The 15,495-nt window shown below is 68.7% G+C and carries 15 protein-coding genes; 3 read left to right on the top strand and 12 right to left on the bottom strand.

Annotated features, from left to right (window positions below; translation table 11 throughout):
* Positions 1-168: 168 nt before the first annotated feature.
* Positions 169-2,085 (top strand): chorismate-binding protein, encoded by a 1,917-nt coding sequence (locus KZ686_RS00660; protein ID WP_407648498.1) that lies wholly within the window; start codon positions 169-171, stop codon positions 2,083-2,085.
* Here the strand turns inward: KZ686_RS00660 and KZ686_RS00655 are convergent.
* The 9 genes from KZ686_RS00655 to KZ686_RS00615 form a co-directional block, all read right to left on the bottom strand.
* On the bottom strand, positions 2,082-2,804 hold the full coding sequence (locus KZ686_RS00655; protein ID WP_265632833.1) for an ATP-binding cassette domain-containing protein: 723 nt from the start codon (positions 2,802-2,804) through the stop codon (positions 2,082-2,084). The two genes, KZ686_RS00660 and KZ686_RS00655, sit on opposite strands and share 4 nt — an antisense overlap.
* Complete coding sequence (locus KZ686_RS00650) at positions 2,801-3,499, bottom strand: ABC transporter permease (protein WP_149316682.1); 699 nt, start codon at positions 3,497-3,499, stop codon at positions 2,801-2,803. Before KZ686_RS00650 ends, KZ686_RS00655 begins: the two co-directional genes overlap by 4 nt.
* A 9-nt stretch (positions 3,500-3,508) precedes the next feature.
* Positions 3,509-4,330, bottom strand: coding sequence for a 3-methyl-2-oxobutanoate hydroxymethyltransferase (gene panB / locus KZ686_RS00645; protein WP_149316683.1), 822 nt, complete (start codon positions 4,328-4,330; stop codon positions 3,509-3,511).
* A 49-nt stretch (positions 4,331-4,379) separates the two neighbouring features.
* The gene (locus KZ686_RS00640) at positions 4,380-4,742 is read right to left on the bottom strand and encodes a DMT family protein (RefSeq protein WP_149316684.1); all 363 of its coding nucleotides are present in this window, start codon (positions 4,740-4,742) and stop codon (positions 4,380-4,382) included.
* Positions 4,706-5,224 (bottom strand): 2-amino-4-hydroxy-6-hydroxymethyldihydropteridine diphosphokinase, encoded by a 519-nt coding sequence (folK, locus tag KZ686_RS00635; RefSeq protein WP_149316685.1) that lies wholly within the window; start codon positions 5,222-5,224, stop codon positions 4,706-4,708. Before folK ends, KZ686_RS00640 begins: the two co-directional genes overlap by 37 nt.
* The gene (gene pcnB / locus KZ686_RS00630) at positions 5,221-6,726 is read right to left on the bottom strand and encodes a polynucleotide adenylyltransferase PcnB (protein WP_149316686.1); all 1,506 of its coding nucleotides are present in this window, start codon (positions 6,724-6,726) and stop codon (positions 5,221-5,223) included. The genes folK and pcnB overlap by 4 nt, the downstream gene beginning before the upstream one ends.
* 1 nt (position 6,727) lies before the next feature.
* A complete protein-coding gene (locus KZ686_RS00625) occupies positions 6,728-7,402 on the bottom strand; it encodes a histidinol-phosphatase (RefSeq protein WP_006578919.1) in 675 nt (224 codons plus the stop codon).
* A 153-nt stretch (positions 7,403-7,555) separates the two neighbouring features.
* Positions 7,556-8,263, bottom strand: a complete 708-nt coding sequence (hda, locus tag KZ686_RS00620) for a DnaA regulatory inactivator Hda (RefSeq protein ID WP_064576515.1) — start codon at positions 8,261-8,263, stop codon at positions 7,556-7,558.
* A 10-nt stretch (positions 8,264-8,273) separates the two neighbouring features.
* Complete coding sequence (locus KZ686_RS00615) at positions 8,274-9,344, bottom strand: AI-2E family transporter (RefSeq protein WP_149316688.1); 1,071 nt, start codon at positions 9,342-9,344, stop codon at positions 8,274-8,276.
* A gap of 294 nt (positions 9,345-9,638) precedes the next feature.
* Here KZ686_RS00615 and purM point away from each other — a divergent pair, with 294 nt between their 5' ends.
* Complete coding sequence (gene purM, locus KZ686_RS00610; RefSeq protein WP_006578916.1) at positions 9,639-10,691, top strand: phosphoribosylformylglycinamidine cyclo-ligase; 1,053 nt, start codon at positions 9,639-9,641, stop codon at positions 10,689-10,691.
* A 224-nt stretch (positions 10,692-10,915) separates the two neighbouring features.
* On the opposite strand, the gene KZ686_RS00605 is transcribed toward purM, so the two are convergent.
* From KZ686_RS00605 to mutL, 3 genes are all read right to left on the bottom strand, one after another.
* Positions 10,916-11,422 carry a GNAT family N-acetyltransferase gene (locus KZ686_RS00605; RefSeq protein ID WP_149316690.1) on the bottom strand — a complete coding sequence of 169 codons (507 nt, stop codon included), beginning with the start codon at positions 11,420-11,422 and terminating at the stop codon, positions 10,916-10,918.
* Between the two features lie 72 nt (positions 11,423-11,494).
* Positions 11,495-12,448: a tRNA (adenosine(37)-N6)-dimethylallyltransferase MiaA gene (gene miaA / locus KZ686_RS00600; protein ID WP_265632832.1), complete on the bottom strand. Its 954-nt coding sequence runs from the start codon at positions 12,446-12,448 to the stop codon at positions 11,495-11,497.
* 60 nt (positions 12,449-12,508) lie between these two features.
* Positions 12,509-14,533, bottom strand: a complete 2,025-nt coding sequence (mutL, locus tag KZ686_RS00595; protein WP_265632831.1) for a DNA mismatch repair endonuclease MutL — start codon at positions 14,531-14,533, stop codon at positions 12,509-12,511.
* A gap of 218 nt (positions 14,534-14,751) precedes the next feature.
* On the opposite strand from mutL, the gene KZ686_RS00590 reads away from it, so the two are divergent.
* Positions 14,752-15,399 carry a VTT domain-containing protein gene (locus KZ686_RS00590; protein WP_187829116.1) on the top strand — a complete coding sequence of 216 codons (648 nt, stop codon included), beginning with the start codon at positions 14,752-14,754 and terminating at the stop codon, positions 15,397-15,399.
* The last annotated feature ends 96 nt before the right edge of the window (positions 15,400-15,495 follow it).

Below are 15,495 nucleotides of genomic sequence, written 5' to 3'. Positions count from 1 at the left end.
AACGACGAAGACTGTGCGCTTGTGGGAAGGCGCGCGGACGGCGACGTCGAGCGGTGGTTGTCCCGCGAGCGAATTGCGAAGGCGGGTTCATCGCGGGCGATAATGTGGCCTCTCTTTTGTCTGCCGGCCCGAAGCCGCGCCCAAGGCGTTCCCTAACCCTGCCGCCCGATGTCCACGTTGTCCCCTAGCTCAGGCCATTCCGCTTCGTCCTTCCTGCCTCGGATCGACCCTGGCGCGCCGTTCGTCCTGTTCGACGAGGCCACGGGCGAGGGAGCGACGTGCCGGCTCTATACCGGCTTCATGCGCATGGACGTCGTGCCGGCGGGTGCACTGGAGCATTTGGAGCCGAGCCTGAAAGACGGGTGGAGGGAAGGTTGGCATGCCTGCCTGTTCGCCCCTTACGAATTCGGCGCGCCCCTGGTTCGGGTGCCGACGCTGGCGCAGCCCAGAGCCGACAATCCGTTTGCCGATGGCGGGATGCGCGTCCTGTGGTTCGCGTCCAAGACGGTGTGCGATGCGGCGAAGATCGGGCGCTGGCTCGATGAACATTGCGACACCACCGCGCCCGCCGGCGCGATGCAGGTCCGCTCGGATACCGACGAACGCAGCTTCCACGCGGCCATCGCCCGCATCCACGAATGGATCGAGGCCGGCGATACCTATCAGGTCAATTTCACGCAGCGCCTGCGCTTCGCATCCTTTGGCGATCCGATCGCTTTTTATCGGGACTTGCGCCGCGCGCAGCCGGTGCCGTATGGCGCGCTGGCCAGGCTGCCCGCCGATCACTGGGTGCTGTCGCTATCGCCCGAGCTGTTCTTCCGTCATGACGGCGGCGGCAAGCTGGTGACCCGGCCGATGAAGGGCACCGCCTTGCGCAGCGGCGATGCGAAGCGCGATGCCGAAGCCGCGGCCGCGCTGGCGGCGGACGACAAGAACCGGGCCGAGAACGTGATGATCGTTGACCTGCTGCGCAACGATCTCGGCAGGGTCGCGCAGCCGGGTACGGTGCAGGTGCCGGAACGCTTCGCCGTGCAGCCGTTCGGCCAGGTCCTGCAAATGACTTCGACGGTGACGGCCACCGCTCGCGCCGGGACCACGCTGGCCGGCCTGCTGGCCGCGCTGTTTCCGTGCGGCTCGATCACCGGTGCGCCGAAGCGCCGGACCATGGAGATCATCGCCGAGCTGGAGCGCGCCCCGCGCGGCCTCTATACCGGCGCGATCGGCTGGGTCGATGCGCCCGAACCGGGCGAAACGCTGGGACAGGCGGCCTTGTCCGTGGCGATCCGCACGCTGGTGCTCGGTCCGCGCCGCGACGACGGCCTGAGGGCATGCGAAATGGGTGTCGGCAGCGGCATCGTGCACGACAGCGTTGCCGCCGACGAATACGCCGAATGCGGCTGGAAGGCGCGCTTCCTGACGGGGCACGATCCGGGCTTCACGTTGATCGAGACGATGCGCGTGGAGCAGGGCCGCTGCCTGCGGCTAGATGCGCATCTGGACCGGCTGCGTGCGTCAGCGGCGTGTTTCGGTTTTCGTTTCGATCAGCAAGCGGTGCGCGAGGCGATCGCGCGGGAGGCGGCAGCCCTCGCACAAGGTCCCGCGCGGCTACGGCTCACGCTGGACAAGGCCGGAACGCTGCGATGCACCTCCGGTGCGCTGGCCCCGTTGCCGCAAGGACCGGTGGGCCTGATCGTCGCCGACGTCGCCTTGCCTGTCGCCGATCCCTTGCGCCGGCACAAGACCAGCGCGCGCGACACCTTCGACGCCGGTTGGCGCGAAGCCGAGCGCATCGGCGCTTTCGACAGCCTGTTCTTCAACACGCGTGGCGAACTGCTGGAAGGGGGACGCAGCTCGGTCTTCGTGCGCGTCGACGGCCGCTGGCTGACGCCGCCGCTGTCGGCGGACATCCTGCCGGGCGTGATGCGTAACGAGGTGCTGCGCGATGGCGTTGGCTATCTCGGCGGAACGGTGGTCGAGAGCCCGATCACGCGCGAGATGCTGCTGCGCGCCGACGAACTGGCGATCGCCAACGCGCTGCGCGGCGTGCTGCCCGCCATGCTGCGCTTGCCCGCAGAAAAGCCCTAGCGGTGATGGGTGTCGAGCCGCCCGTCGGTCAGCTTCCAGCGCACCACGCCGGGCAGATTGATCAGGTCGCGGTCGTGGCAGATCATCACCACGGTCCGCCCTTCGGCGGCAAGCTCGCGCACCAGCGCGATCACCTGTTCGCGCGCGTGGCCGTCCAGGTTCGAGGTCGGCTCGTCGAGCAGCAGCAGGTCCGGCTCGAGCACCTTGGCGCGGGCCAGCGCCACGCGCTGGATTTCGCCGCCGGACAGGCGGTCGGGCGCGGTGTCCTGGACATGCGTGATACCGGCCCAGCCCAGCGCGGCGCCGACGCGGCGCGCGACCTCGTCGGCCGGCAGTCCGCGCGCATGCAGCCCGTAGGCGATGTTCTCGCGCACCGAGGTACGGAACAGGTAGGGATGCTGATGCATGTAGGCGATGCGCTGGCGCAGCGCGAGCGGCAGCGGATCGAGCGAGGCGCTGCACGGCCGGCCGTCGGCGCCGGTCCAGTCGACGGTGGCGCCGGGCGCGGGTTCAAGGCCGGCGATCATCCGCAGCAGCGTGGTCTTGCCGGCGCCGTTGACGCCGGTCAGCACCACCGCGGTAGCGCGCGGAAAGGCCAGCGCGTCGATATCGAACAGCGCTCGCGCGCCGATGCGGCGGCGCAGCCCGCGCACCACCAGCAGCGGCGGCGCCAGCGCGTCCCCGGCGGGGCGGTTCCGATCCGGCTCCGGTGCATTCATCGGCGAAATCCTCCGGCGCCCTGCAACCACGCCAGCAGCACGTTGACCAGCAGCGCGAGGGCCACCAGCACGATGCCAAGCGCGATGCCCTGGGCGAATTCGCCCTTGCTGGTCTCCAGGGCGATCGCGGTGGTGATGGTACGGGTCGAGCCTTCGATATTGCCACCGATCATCAGCGCCGAGCCCACTTCCGCGATCACGCGGCCGAAGCCGGCGACCACCGCCGCCATCAGGCCGAAGCGCAGCTCGCGCAGTACGGTGAAGAAGGTGCGCCAGGCGCCGGCGCCCAGCACCCAGGCGGTCTCGCGCAGCCGCGCATCGGCGCCCTGCAGCGTCGACAGCGCGAACGCCAGCACCACCGGAAAGCCGATCACGGCCTGGCCGATCACCATGCCGGTGGGTGTGAACAGCAGCCCGAGGCTGCCCAGCGGCCCCTGGCGCGTCAGCAGCAGATAGAGGATCAGGCCGACCAGCACGGTCGGAAACGACAGGAAGGCCTGCGCCAGCACCACCACCAGCCGCCGGCCGGGGAAGTCATGGGTGGCGATCAGGTAGGCGGCGCCGATCGCCGGGGCGGTGGCGATGGCCAGCCCGGCGAAGGCGACCTTCAGCGAGGTCCAGACGATCTCCCACAGCGCGGGATCGCCGCCGGCGAGCAGCGCGAAGGCGGTCGCGGTGGCGGCGCCGATCTCCATCGGGCGGCGTCAGGCCGAGAAGGTGTGTTCGGGCGCGGGGAAGCTGCCGTCCTTGACCGCGGCGACATAGGCGCGGATCGCGGCCTCGATCGAGGTCTGGCCTTCCATGAAGTTGCGCACGAACTTCGCCTTGCGGCCGGGATAGATGTTCAGCATGTCTTGCAGCACCAGCACCTGGCCCGAGCAATCCACGCCGGCGCCGATGCCGATGGTCGGAATCTCCAGCTGGCTGGTCACGGTGGCGGCCAGCGCGGCCGGCACCGCTTCCATCACGATCAGCTGGGCGCCGGCGCTTTGCAGCGCCTCGGCGTCGCGGCGCAGCTGGGCCGCGCTCGCGTCGGTCTTGCCCTGTACCTTGAAGCCACCGAAGGCATGCACCGACTGCGGCGTCAGCCCGATATGCGCGCACACCGGAATGCTGCGCTCGACCAGGAAGCGGACGGTCGGCGCCAGCCACTCGCCGCCTTCGAGCTTGACCATCTGCGCGCCGGCGCGCATCAGCGTCACGGCGCTGGCGAAGGCCTGCTCGGGCGTGCCGTAGGTGCCGAAGGGCAGGTCGGTGACGACCAGCGCGGTCTGGTTGCCGCGCGCCACGCATTCGGTGTGGTACGCCATCTGTTCCAGCGTGACGGGCAGCGTGGTCTGCTGGCCCTGCATCACGTTGCCCAGCGAATCGCCGATCAGGATCACCTCGACGCCGCAGTGGTCGAGCAGCGCGGCAAAGCTCGAGTCGTACGCGGTCAGCATCACGATCTTTTCGCCGGCGGCGCGCATCGCCTGCAGCTTGGGGATCGTGATGGACTTGCGGGAGGGTTCCAGGAGATAGCTCATCGTTGTGCCTCGGAGGTCCGCTGGCCGGCGCCCGGAACGGGCGGGGCCGTCAGCTGCGGAAGATGAAATAGACGGCACCGACCATGCACAGCGCCGCCCACACGTAGTCCCACTTGAAGCTTTGCTGCATGTACAGCAGCGAGAACGGCACGAACACCGTCAGCGTGATCGCTTCCTGCAGGATCTTCAGTTGCGCCAGCGAGATGCCATGCTGGAAACCGATCCGGTTGGCCGGCACCTGCAGCAGGTACTCGAACAGCGCGATGCCCCAGCTGACGATCGCCGCGATATACCAGGGGCGGCTGCCCAGGTCCTTCAGGTGGCCGTACCACGCGAAGGTCATGAACACATTGGACAGCGTCAGCAGGCCGGCAGTCAGGAAGAACGGGGAGATTCCGCTTGGCGCGTACATTGGCAGAAGGAAACTTTGTCGATGCGCTGGCCCGCGACCGCGGGCAGATGGTCGGCCGCGCGGCCCAGGCCCGGAATCACCAGCTCGGGTTCGAGCTCGAGCAGCGGCACCAGCGTGAACGCGCGCGCCGCGACGCGCGGATGCGGCACGGTCAGTTGCGCGCCGTCATGCATTTCGTCGCCGAACACCAGCAGGTCCAGGTCCAGCGTGCGCGGTGCATTGCGAAAGGGCCGCTCGCGGCCGAACTGGTCTTCGATATGGTGGCAGATGACCAGCAGCTGGGCGGCCGTGAAGCTGGTCTCCAGCTTGACCACCGCATTGTAGTAATCGTCGCCGCCGGCATCGACCGGCGCGCTGCGGTACAGCGAGGATCGCGCCACGATCCGGATGCCGACCTGCTGCGCCAGGCAGACGATGGCATCCTTGACGGCTTGTCTTGCGTCGCCCAGATTGGCGCCGATGCCGATGAAGGCCAGTGTCATTCGGTTTCCTCCGGCTGGCCGCGCGCGCCGCCTTGCTGGTCGGCTGCCGCGTCCGTCTCATCCCGGGGGGAAACTTTATCCGATTTCCGCGCCGGCCGCCGACGGCGCTTCTTGCGCGCCGGACCCTCGCTGCCGGCGGTGCCGGAGGCGCGTGCCGCTTCGATCAGATTCTCGCGGCCTTCGGAGTCGGCGTTCTGGAAGTCCAGCCACCAGGTCGCCAGTTCGGCCGGCATCTCACCGGCCTCGCAGCGCAGCTGCAGGAAGTCGAAGCCGGCGCGGAAGCGCGGCGATTCCAGCAGGCGGAACGGCATGCGGCCGACGCGTTTCTCGAAGCGCGGCTGCATGCCCCAGATGTCGCGCATGTCGGTGACGAAGCGGCGCTGGATGGCCAGCTGGCCGGTCTGCCGCTCGAGCACGTCGTCCATCGCCGCATTGAGCGCCGCGATCGGATGCTCGCCGCCTTCGCGCAGCGACTTCCAGCGCTGCAGCACGTGGTGCCACAGCAGCGCGGCGAACAGGAAGCCCGGCGAAACCGGCTTGCCGGCCTGCACGCGGCGGTCGGTGTTGTCCAGCGCCAGCTGCACGAAGCGCTGGCCCAGCGGCTGTTCGATCGCGACGTCGAGCAGCGGCAGCAGGCCCTTGTGCAGGCCGGCCTTGCGCAGCTCCTGCAGCGAGGCCCAGGCGTGGCCCGACATCAGCAGCTTGAGCATTTCGTCGAACAGGCGCGCGCTCGGCACGTTGTGGATCAGCGAGGCCAGGTCGGCGATCGGCTGGCGCGTGGCCTCGTCGATGTCGAAGCCGGTCTTGGCGGCGAACCGCACCACGCGCAGCATCCGCACCGGGTCCTCGCGATAGCGGGTGACCGGATCGCCGATCATCCGCAGCGTGCGCGCCCGCATGTCTTCCATGCCGTGGTGGTAGTCGTGCACGGTCTGCTCGGCCGGGTCGTAGTACATCGCATTGATGGTGAAGTCGCGCCGTTCGGCGTCCTCCGCCTGCGAGCCCCAGACGTTGTCGCGCAGCACCCGGCCGGAGGCGTCGATCGCGTGGGTCTTGTTGTCCAGTTCGGCGCGCTTGAGCCGGCGGCCTTCGGGCAGCGTTTCGCTGGCCACCGCGTCGACCAGCGCGCGGAAGGTCGACACCTCGATGATTTCCTGCTCGCGCCCGCCGTAGAAGGTCACGTGCACGATCTGGAAGCGCCGGCCGATGATGCGCGAGCGGCGGAACAGCGCCTGCACCTGGTCAGGCGTGGCGTTGGTCGCCACGTCGAAGTCCTTGGGCTTGATGCCGAGCAGCAGGTCGCGCACCGCGCCGCCGACGATGAAGGCCTGGTAGCCGGCCTGCTGCAGCGTGCTGGTGACCTTGACCGCGTTGCGCGACAGCAGCGTGGGATCGATCTGGTGCTCGTCGGCGCTGATGATGCGCGGTGTGTGGGCGCGGCCGAGGCGTCGCTGCTTGGGCCCGGGCTTGCCCAGCAGCCGGTTGATAAGCTTCTTGATCACGTCAGAACAGGTCCATGATGCGCCAGCCGGCCGCGGCGGCATGATGGCGGAGGCGCTCGTCCGGGTTGGTGGCGATCGGCTCGGTGACCTTGGCCAAGAGCGGCAGGTCGTTCATCGAATCGCTGTAGAAAGTGGTGGTGGCGAAGTCCTGCCAGCGCGCGCCCTGTTCCTTCAGCCAGGCCTCGACGCGGGCGATCTTGCCTTCGCGGAAGCTCGGGATGCCGAACACCTCGCCGGTGTAGGCGCTCTCGGCCAGGCCGTCGGCGGTGGCGGGTTCGGTGGCGATCAGGTGCTTGATGCCGAAGGCGGCGGCGATCGGCGCGGTGACGAAGCTGTTGGTCGCCGTGACGATGGCGCACAGGTCGCCGGCGTCCAGATGCTTGTAGACCAGCGCGCGCGCCTGCGGCGTGATGGCCGGCTCGATCACTTCGTGCATGAACTGCTGGCGCCAGGCGTTCAGGCGCTCGCGCGGATGGGCCGCCAGCGGGGCCAGCGCGAACTTCAGGAAGGCCTGGATATCGAGGGTGCCGGCCTTGTAGTGGCCGTAGAACTCGTCGTTCTTGCGACGATAGGTTTCCTCGTCGACCACGCCAAGACGGACCAGAAAGCGGCCCCATTCGTGGTCGCTGTCGGTCGGGATCAGGGTGTGGTCGAGGTCGAACAATGCCAGATTCATGGGCGGCGATTTTACCTTAAGGGGATGACGGCCGGCTTGGCGGCCGATTGCAGGGAGCGTGCCAGGGGGCGGGCCGCGTGCGAGCCGGTGTTTGAGGCCGCTGCGCGGGCCGGCGTGTGGGCCGGTGTGTAGGGCTTCCGGCCGGCCCGCGCGCTATTCACGCAACTCGGCGAACATTTCGCGCAGCAGCGGCAGCGTCACCGCCCGCTTGCGTTCGAGCGAATAGGTATCGAGCGCGTCCAGCAGCGCCATCAGGCTGGGCATGTCGCGATAGTGGCGCGTCACCAGCCAGTGCGGGATTTCGGGGGACAGCTGCAGCCCGCGTTCGCGCGCGGCCTGCACCAGCGCGGCCATCTTGTCGTCGTCCGACAGCGGCGCGAGCTGGTAGACCAGGCCCCAGCCGAGCCGGGTGCGCAGGTCCTCGCGCACCGGCATGGTGACAGGAGCCAGGCTGCCGGCCACCACCAGCGCGGTGCGCACGTGCGCGCGCACCTCGTTATACAGGGAAAACACCGCGATCTGGCGGGCCTCGTCGAGCAGGTCGACGTCGTCGACCGTGTACAGCTGGCAGCTCGGATCGAAGATGAAATCGGCCAGCGCGTGGTGCGGGCTCAGATAGCGGCAGCGCAGGCCGGCATGGGCGCCGGCGTCGCACAGCGCGTGCAGCAGATGGGTGCGGCCCGAGCCGGTCTCGCCCCACAGATAGATCAGCCGGTCGGCGGCGCGCTCCTGCGCCACCGCGCCCGGCAGCTCGCGCAGCCGCTGCACCGGTTCGCGGTTGGCCGACACGAAGAAGTTCTCGAAGGTCGACGGTGGCGGGCTGCCCAGTTCGAGCGACAGTTGCTTGGGGCGCGGAGACATGGCGTATCGATTACTTCCGGTAGAGGTCGCTTGTCACATACAGCCGCCGCAACTGGCGGGCGCCGACCAGCAGGACCGCGCAGGTCGGCAGCGCCAGCAGCACGCCGAAGAAGCCGAACAGCTGCCCGAAGGCCAGCAGCGCGAAGATCACCACCAGCGGATGCAACCCGATTCGGTCGCCCACCAGGCGCGGCGTCAGATAGAAGCTCTCGACGAACTGGCCGATGCCGTAGACCAGGGCGACCGCGCCCAGCCCGTACAGATTGCCGAACTGCAGCAGCGCCGCGACGATCGCCAGCGCCAGGCCGAAGCCGAAGCCGATATAGGGGATGAAGACCGCCAGGCCGGTGAACACGCCGATCGGGATCGCGATCTCGAAGCCGGCGATGGTCAGGCCGATCGAATACAAGGCGGCCAGGATCAGCATCACCACGATCTGCCCGCGCAGATACTGCGACAGCAGCGCGTCGGTCTCGGCGGTCAGCTCGCGCACCTTGGGCACCCAGCGGCGCGGCACCAGGCCCTCGATGCGGCGCATCACCATGTGCCAGTCCATCAGCAGATAGAACATGACGATCGGCACCAGCAGCGCCAGCCCGCCATAGGTGATCAGCGCGGTGCCGGAGACGCGCACATAGGTCAGCAGCACCGCCAGCAGGTCCTCCGGGCTGGCGGCGAAGCGCTCCGACATCATGCGGCGCAGCCCCGGGAAGTCGAAGCGCACGCGCACGCCGAGTTCGGACAAGCGCGGGGCCACCACCGAATTGAGTTTCTTCAGCAGTTCGGGCAGCTGCTCGCGCAACTGCGGAATCTCGCGCTGGAGCACGGCGATGACCAGCAGCACCAGCAACACCACGACGACGATCAGCAGCAGGATCATCAGCGAGACGGCAATCACCCGTGGCACCTTGTGCCGCTGCAGCCAATCGACGCCGGGGTTCAGGATGTAGGCGAAGATGAACGCGAACAGGAAGGGCGACAGCACCGGCGCCAGCGCCAGCAGCGTGGCGAACAGCGCGACGCCGAGCGCGACCCAGAGCAGAATGCGCTTGGCCTCGTGGGACAGCAGGGGGGCGTTCATCGGGACAGTGGGGGAATGACCGGTAAAAAGAGACCAGCTGAAAGAGACCAGCAAAAGGAAAGCCGAGGACGCGCGGCAAGCGCGGGTCGTCGCCCGGCGGCGGCGGGTTTGCACGGCACAAGCCGATGCAACTGGAAGCCGACACCCGGTATCCGTTAAAATCGCGATTCTACTGGACTCGCGACCCGCCAACCGGCGCCGCGAGGGCCGCATTCCTCACTTGTGCGTGGTCCGACGCGTGATCCGACTCGCCCGAGTGTCGTCATTTCCACCATCCAGGACCCGCAGAATTCCATGAGCGCAGCCCCCACTTCCGGCCAGGCAGGCCTTTCGTACCGCGATGCCGGCGTTGACATCGATGCGGGCGACGCGCTCGTCGACCGTATCAAGCCCTTCGCCAAGCGCACCATGCGCGAGGGCGTGATGGCCGGCATCGGGGGCTTCGGCGCGCTGTTCGAGTTGTCGCGCAAGTTCAAGGAGCCGGTGCTGGTGTCCGGCACGGACGGCGTCGGCACCAAGCTGAAGCTGGCCTTCCAGCTGAACCGCCACGACACCGTGGGCCAGGATCTGGTCGCGATGAGCGTCAACGACATCCTGGTGCAGGGCGCCGAGCCGCTGTTCTTCCTCGACTATTTCGCCTGCGGCAAGCTGGACGTCGATACCGCCGCCACCGTGATCCAGGGCATCGCCCATGGCTGCGAACTGGCCGGCTGCGCGCTGATCGGCGGCGAGACCGCGGAAATGCCGAGCATGTACCCGGACGGCGAATACGATCTGGCCGGCTTCGCGGTCGGCGCGGTCGAGAAGAGCCGCATCATCGACGGCACCACCATCGTGCCGGGCGATGTGGTGCTGGGCCTGGCCTCGTCGGGCGCGCATTCGAACGGCTATTCGCTGGTGCGCAAGATCATCGAGGTCGCCAAGCCGGACCTGGAGGCCGATTTCCACGGCCAGCGCCTGCAGGACGCCATCATGGCGCCGACGCGCATCTACGTGAAGCCGCTGCTGTCGCTGATCGAGACGCTCCCGGTCAAGGGCATGGCCCACATCACCGGTGGCGGCCTGACCGAGAACGTGCCGCGCGTGCTGCCCAAGGAAGTCACCGCGGTGCTGCAGCGCGATGCCTGGACGCTGCCGCCGCTGTTCCAGTGGCTGCAGGCCCAGGGCCGCGTCGCCGACGACGAGATGCACCGCGTGTTCAACTGCGGCATCGGCATGGTGGTGATCGTGGCCAAGGAAGACGCCGAACGCGCGATCCGGCATCTGCAGGCCGCCGGCGAGGCGGTGTGGCAGATCGGCGAGATCCGCGAACGCGAGGAGGGGCAGGCGCCGACCGTGGTGGTCTGACCACGGTGGTCTGATCCTCCCGGCGTTGGGACAAAAAAACAGGCGGATGCTTTGGCATCCGCCTGTTTTCGTTTGGGCGCGTCGCTGCCCGTGTCGAGGCAGGCCGGCTTGTCCAGGCCCGTTTGTTCAAGCCCGCTTGTTCACGCCCGCTTCTTCAAGCCCGCTTGTTCACGCCCGCTTCTTCAAGCCCGTTTGTTCAAGCCCGCTTGTTCATGCCCGCGCCGTCAGGCTGACTTCCCCGCCATCGCCGTCAACGCCTCGCCGGTAACCCGGCAGATGCGCCAGTCCGGCAGCACGCTGGCGCCCATCGCGCGATAGAAGTCGATCGACGGCGTGTTCCAGTCCAGCACGGTCCATTCGAAACGGCCGCAGCCGCGCTCGACCGCCAGTCCCGCCAGATGGATCAGCAGGGCCTTGCCGATGCCGTGGCCGCGCCAGGCCGGCTCGACATACAGGTCCTCCAGATAGAGGCCGGGCTTGGCCAGGAACGTCGAGTAGTTATGGAAGAACAGCGCGAAGCCGATCGCGCGCGGGCCTTCGGGCGTGGGCACCTCGGCCAGCACGGCCTCGGCCAGCGGGCGCGCGCCGAACAGCGTCCGGCGCAGTTTCTCGGGCGTGGCCTCGACCAGATGGGTCAGCTTCTCGTACTCGGCGAGCTCGGCGATCAGGCGCAGCAGCGTGTCGCAGTCGTCGGCGGTGGCGGGGCGCAGCGTGAAGGCGGTGGCGGTCATGGCGGCGGAATTTGAATGTAGTAGCCCGGACGGGACGAAGCCGCGATTATCGCGCGCTCGCCGTGCCGTCGGCTACGGGCCCGGCTGCGCCAGCCGCGCGACCTGCTCGACATAGTCCGGCGCCAGGCAATCGACCACCAGCCGCTCGGGCGTCGAGCGCAGCCACGTCAGCTGCCGCTTGCACAGCTGGCGCGTCGCCGCGATGCCGCGCTCGCGCATCGTGGCGAAGTCGCAGAGGCCGTCCAGATATTCCCAGACCTGCCGGTAGCCGACGCAGCGGATCGATGGCAGTCCCGGATGCAGGTCGCCGCGTGCCCGCAGGCGTTCGACCTCGTCCAGCAGCCCGCCGGCGAGCATCGCGTCGAAGCGGGCCTCGATGCGCGCGTGCAGCACCGCGCGGTCCGACGGCTCCAGCGCGATCGCGCGAAAGCGCGCGCCGGCCGCGCCGTCGAAGGTGCGCGCATCGGCCTGGCGTGCCAGCAGCGCCGACATTGGACGGCCGGTCAGCCGGTGGATCTCCAGCGCGCGCTGGATGCGCTGTGCGTCGTTGGGCGCCAGCCGCGCCGCCGTGACCGGATCGACCTCGGCCAGCATCGCATGCAACGCCGGCCAGCCGCGCTGCTCGGCCAGCTTGTCGAGCTCGGCGCGCACCTGCGGATCGGCCTGCGGCAGGTCGTTCAGGCCCTGGGTCAGCGCCTTGTAATAGAGCATGGTGCCGCCGACGATCAGCGGCTCGCGGCCGCGCGCGCGGATCGCGTCGATCAGCGCATTGGTATCGGCGACGAATTGCGCGGCCGAATAGCTGTCGGCCGGATCGATGATGTCGATCAGATGGTGCGGCACCGCGGCCAGTTCGGCGGCAGAGGGCTTGGCGGTGCCGATGTCCATCTCGCGATAGACCAGCGCCGAATCCATGCTGATGATCTCGATCGGCGCGCGTGCGGCCAGCGCCAGGGCGGCCGCGGTCTTGCCCGAGGCGGTGGGGCCGAGCAGGCAGACGATGGGAGCGGGCGAGGCGGAGGCCATGGAATAAGCGGACAACGACGAAGCGGACAACGACGAAGCGGACAACGACAGCGCGCGGCCTTACTGGCCGCGCAGGAACAGCCGGTCCAGCTCGGCCACGGTCAGCTGGACCCAGGTCGGCCGGCCATGGTTGCACTGGTCGGCGCGCTCCGTCTGTTCCATCTGGCGCAGCAGCGCGTTCATTTCCTCGACGGTCAGCTTGCGGTTGGCGCGCACGGCGCTGTGGCAGGCCAGCGTCGCCAGCAGTTCGTTCTGGCGCTCGGCCAGCACGCGCGAACCGCCATAGGCATGCAGGTCGCGCAGCACGTCGCGCGCCAGCGCCTCGGCGTCGGCCTGCTTCAGCAGCGCCGGAATCGCGCGCACCGCCAGCGTGGTCGGCGAGACCGGCGCGATGTCGAAGCCCAGCAGCGCCAGCGTGTCCTGGTGTTCCTCGGCGGCGCCGATCTCGACCGGGCTGGCCGGCAGCGTGACCGGAATCAGCAGCGGCTGCACCGTCATCTGGCGCGCGTCGAGCGCGGTCTTGATCTGCTCGTACAGGATGCGCTCGTGCGCGGCGTGCATGTCGACCAGCACCAGGCCGCGCGCGTTCTGCGCCAGCACGTAGATGCCGTGCAGCTGGGCAATCGCATAGCCGAGCGGATGGTCGCCGGCGTCGTCCTGTTGGCCGTCGCCGGCGCCCACGCCGTGCATCGGCGCACGGTCGAGCAGCGACGGCGGTTCGTCCGCGCGGGCGGCGCGCGCATCGGCCAGCCATGCGGGCGGCTGGCTCGATGGCGTGAAGCGCTGGCCGGCCGGCGACAGCGCATCGCGGACCATGCCCAGATACGCCTGCCGCGGCTGCGCGATACCGAGCTCGGTCTGGCGCGCGGCCGCGGTGTAATCGACCCAGGGGCGACCGCCCGGCTGCGCGGGGCTGGTGGCGGCGACGCGCAGCGCCGGGGCCTGGCCGCCATGACCGATGCCGTCGTCGCCGGTATGCAGGCTGTCGCCGTTTTCGCCCGCCTGGCGCGCCAGGCAGCGCTGCACCGCGTGGTAGACGAACTGATGGACCGCGCGCGATTCGCGGAAGCGCACCTCGATCTTGGACGGGTGCACGTTGACGTCGACCAGCTCGGGCGGCAGGTCCAGGCACAGCACGTACGAAGGGAAACGGTCGCCGTGCAGCACGTCCTGATAGGCGCTGCGCACCGCGTGCGTCAGCAGCTTGTCGCGGACGAAGCGGCCATTGACGAAGAAGAACTGCTGGTCGGGACGGCCGCGCGAGGCGGTCGGCAATCCGGCGAAGCCGTACAGCGCGAGCTCGCCGGCCTGTTCTTCCAGCGGCAGCCGCGCCCGGGCGAATTCGCTGCCGAGCACCTGCGCGGTACGCGTGGCGACATCGCCCGCATTCCAGTGCTCCATCGGCTTGCCGTTGTGATGGACCGACAGCGTGACGTCGGGCCGGGCCAGTGCGATGCGCCGGATCACCTCGAGGCAATGGCCGAGCTCGGTCTGTTCGCTCTTCAGGAATTTGCGGCGGGCCGGCGTATTGAAATACAGGTGCTGCACGTCGACGGTGGTGCCGACCCCACCCGAGGCGGGCTGCAGCGCGCCGGTGTCCGCATGGATCTGGCTGGCGTGGGGGCAGTTCGCCGTGCGGCTGGTCAGCACCAGCTGCGAGACCGAGGCGATCGAGGCCAGCGCCTCGCCCCGAAAGCCCAGCGTCAGCACCGATTCGAGCTCATCGAGCGAGGCGATCTTGCTGGTGGCATGGCGCATCAGCGCGACCGAGAGCTCCTCGGCCGGGATGCCGCAGCCGTTGTCGGTGATCACGATGCGGCGTACGCCGCCTTCCTCGAGCCGCACCGACAACTGCGTCGCGCCGGCGTCCAGCGCGTTCTCCAGCAGCTCCTTGACCACCGAGGCCGGGCGCTCGACCACCTCGCCGGCCGCGATCTGGCTGACCAGCTGATCGGGCAGCGGGCGGATCGGGCGTGAGGGGGCCAGGCGGCGCTGCGGGCGGTCTGCACGCGGGTCGGCACCCGGGGTGGTGCCCGATGCGGGAAATGCGGCGGCGGAGGCAGGAGAGGAGGGTGGCGCGGACATGGCAGCGATTATACGTGCCGGCCTCGTTGCGGCATGGGAGCGGAACGGGGCCGCGACGCGTCGGGGACGGGGCCGGGATGGCGCGGGAGCGATGTGCCCGATTGCGTGCGGAAGCTCGCACCCCTGCCGCAGATGGGGGGGTTACGCCACCGGTGCGGCCACGTTCGTCTTGTATGATGTCGGGCTGGACAAAGATGGGGAACGTCTTGGAAATCGTATTGCAGTTCATCGACATGCTGCTGCACGTCGACAAGTATCTCGGCACCGTGATTCAGCAATATGGCGCCTGGGTCTATGCCATTCTGTTCGCGATCGTCTTTGCCGAGACCGGCCTGGTCGTGGTGCCCTTCCTGCCCGGGGATTCGCTGCTCTTTATCGCCGGCGCGTTCTGCGCCACCGGGGCGATGAACGAGTGGGTGTTGATCGGGCTGCTGCTCGCCGCCGCGATCGGCGGCAATACCGTCAACTACTGGATCGGCAGCTGGATCGGCCCGAAGGTGTTCGACCATCAATGGCGCTTCCTCGACCAGCAGGCGCTGCGCAAGACGCACGACTTCTACGAGCGCCACGGCGGCAAGACGCTGGTGATCGCGCGCTTCGTGCCGATCGTGCGTACGTTTGCGCCCTTCGTCGCGGGGGTGTCGCAGATGACGTTCGCGCGCTTCCAGTTCTTCAATGTGCTCGGCGCGGTCATCTGGGTGTTCGGCCTGGTGTTCGCCGGCTATTTCTTCGGCAACCTGCCCTTCATCAAGCAGTACCTGAACCTGATCGTGCTGGCCGGCATCAGCGCGGCGATCGTGCCGCTGATCCTGGGCGGCCTGTGGCGGCTGCTGCGGCGCGGCGACAAGCGCCGCCGCGTGTCGTAAGACGTGTCGTAGGACGCGGCTTGCTGCGAGGCCGGCATCTTCGCGATGCCGGCCTGTCTCTTTCTCTGTCTCTCCCTTCTTCCTTGCCCGGTTGCG

The sequence above is a fragment of the Cupriavidus cauae genome (assembly GCF_026210475.1).
GTDB lineage: Bacteria > Pseudomonadota > Gammaproteobacteria > Burkholderiales > Burkholderiaceae > Cupriavidus > Cupriavidus cauae.
This window is presented reverse-complemented; position numbering and strand designations above follow the sequence as displayed.

Excerpts from the sequence above, each read along its gene's own strand:
- KZ686_RS00660 (WP_407648498.1), top strand. The coding sequence starts at position 169 with ATGTCCACGTTGTCCCCTAGCTCAGGCCATTCCGCTTCGTCCTTCCTG.
- KZ686_RS00655 (WP_265632833.1), bottom strand. The coding sequence starts at position 2,804 with ATGAATGCACCGGAGCCGGATCGGAACCGCCCCGCCGGGGACGCGCTG.
- KZ686_RS00650 (WP_149316682.1), bottom strand. The coding sequence starts at position 3,499 with ATGGAGATCGGCGCCGCCACCGCGACCGCCTTCGCGCTGCTCGCCGGC.
- panB (WP_149316683.1), bottom strand. The coding sequence starts at position 4,330 with ATGAGCTATCTCCTGGAACCCTCCCGCAAGTCCATCACGATCCCCAAG.
- KZ686_RS00640 (WP_149316684.1), bottom strand. The coding sequence starts at position 4,742 with ATGTACGCGCCAAGCGGAATCTCCCCGTTCTTCCTGACTGCCGGCCTG.
- folK (WP_149316685.1), bottom strand. The coding sequence starts at position 5,224 with ATGACACTGGCCTTCATCGGCATCGGCGCCAATCTGGGCGACGCAAGA.
- KZ686_RS00625 (WP_006578919.1), bottom strand. The coding sequence starts at position 7,402 with ATGAATCTGGCATTGTTCGACCTCGACCACACCCTGATCCCGACCGAC.
- hda (WP_064576515.1), bottom strand. The coding sequence starts at position 8,263 with ATGTCTCCGCGCCCCAAGCAACTGTCGCTCGAACTGGGCAGCCCGCCA.
- KZ686_RS00615 (WP_149316688.1), bottom strand. The coding sequence starts at position 9,344 with ATGAACGCCCCCCTGCTGTCCCACGAGGCCAAGCGCATTCTGCTCTGG.
- purM (WP_006578916.1), top strand. The coding sequence starts at position 9,639 with ATGAGCGCAGCCCCCACTTCCGGCCAGGCAGGCCTTTCGTACCGCGAT.
- KZ686_RS00605 (WP_149316690.1), bottom strand. The coding sequence starts at position 11,422 with ATGACCGCCACCGCCTTCACGCTGCGCCCCGCCACCGCCGACGACTGC.
- miaA (WP_265632832.1), bottom strand. The coding sequence starts at position 12,448 with ATGGCCTCCGCCTCGCCCGCTCCCATCGTCTGCCTGCTCGGCCCCACC.
- mutL (WP_265632831.1), bottom strand. The coding sequence starts at position 14,533 with ATGTCCGCGCCACCCTCCTCTCCTGCCTCCGCCGCCGCATTTCCCGCA.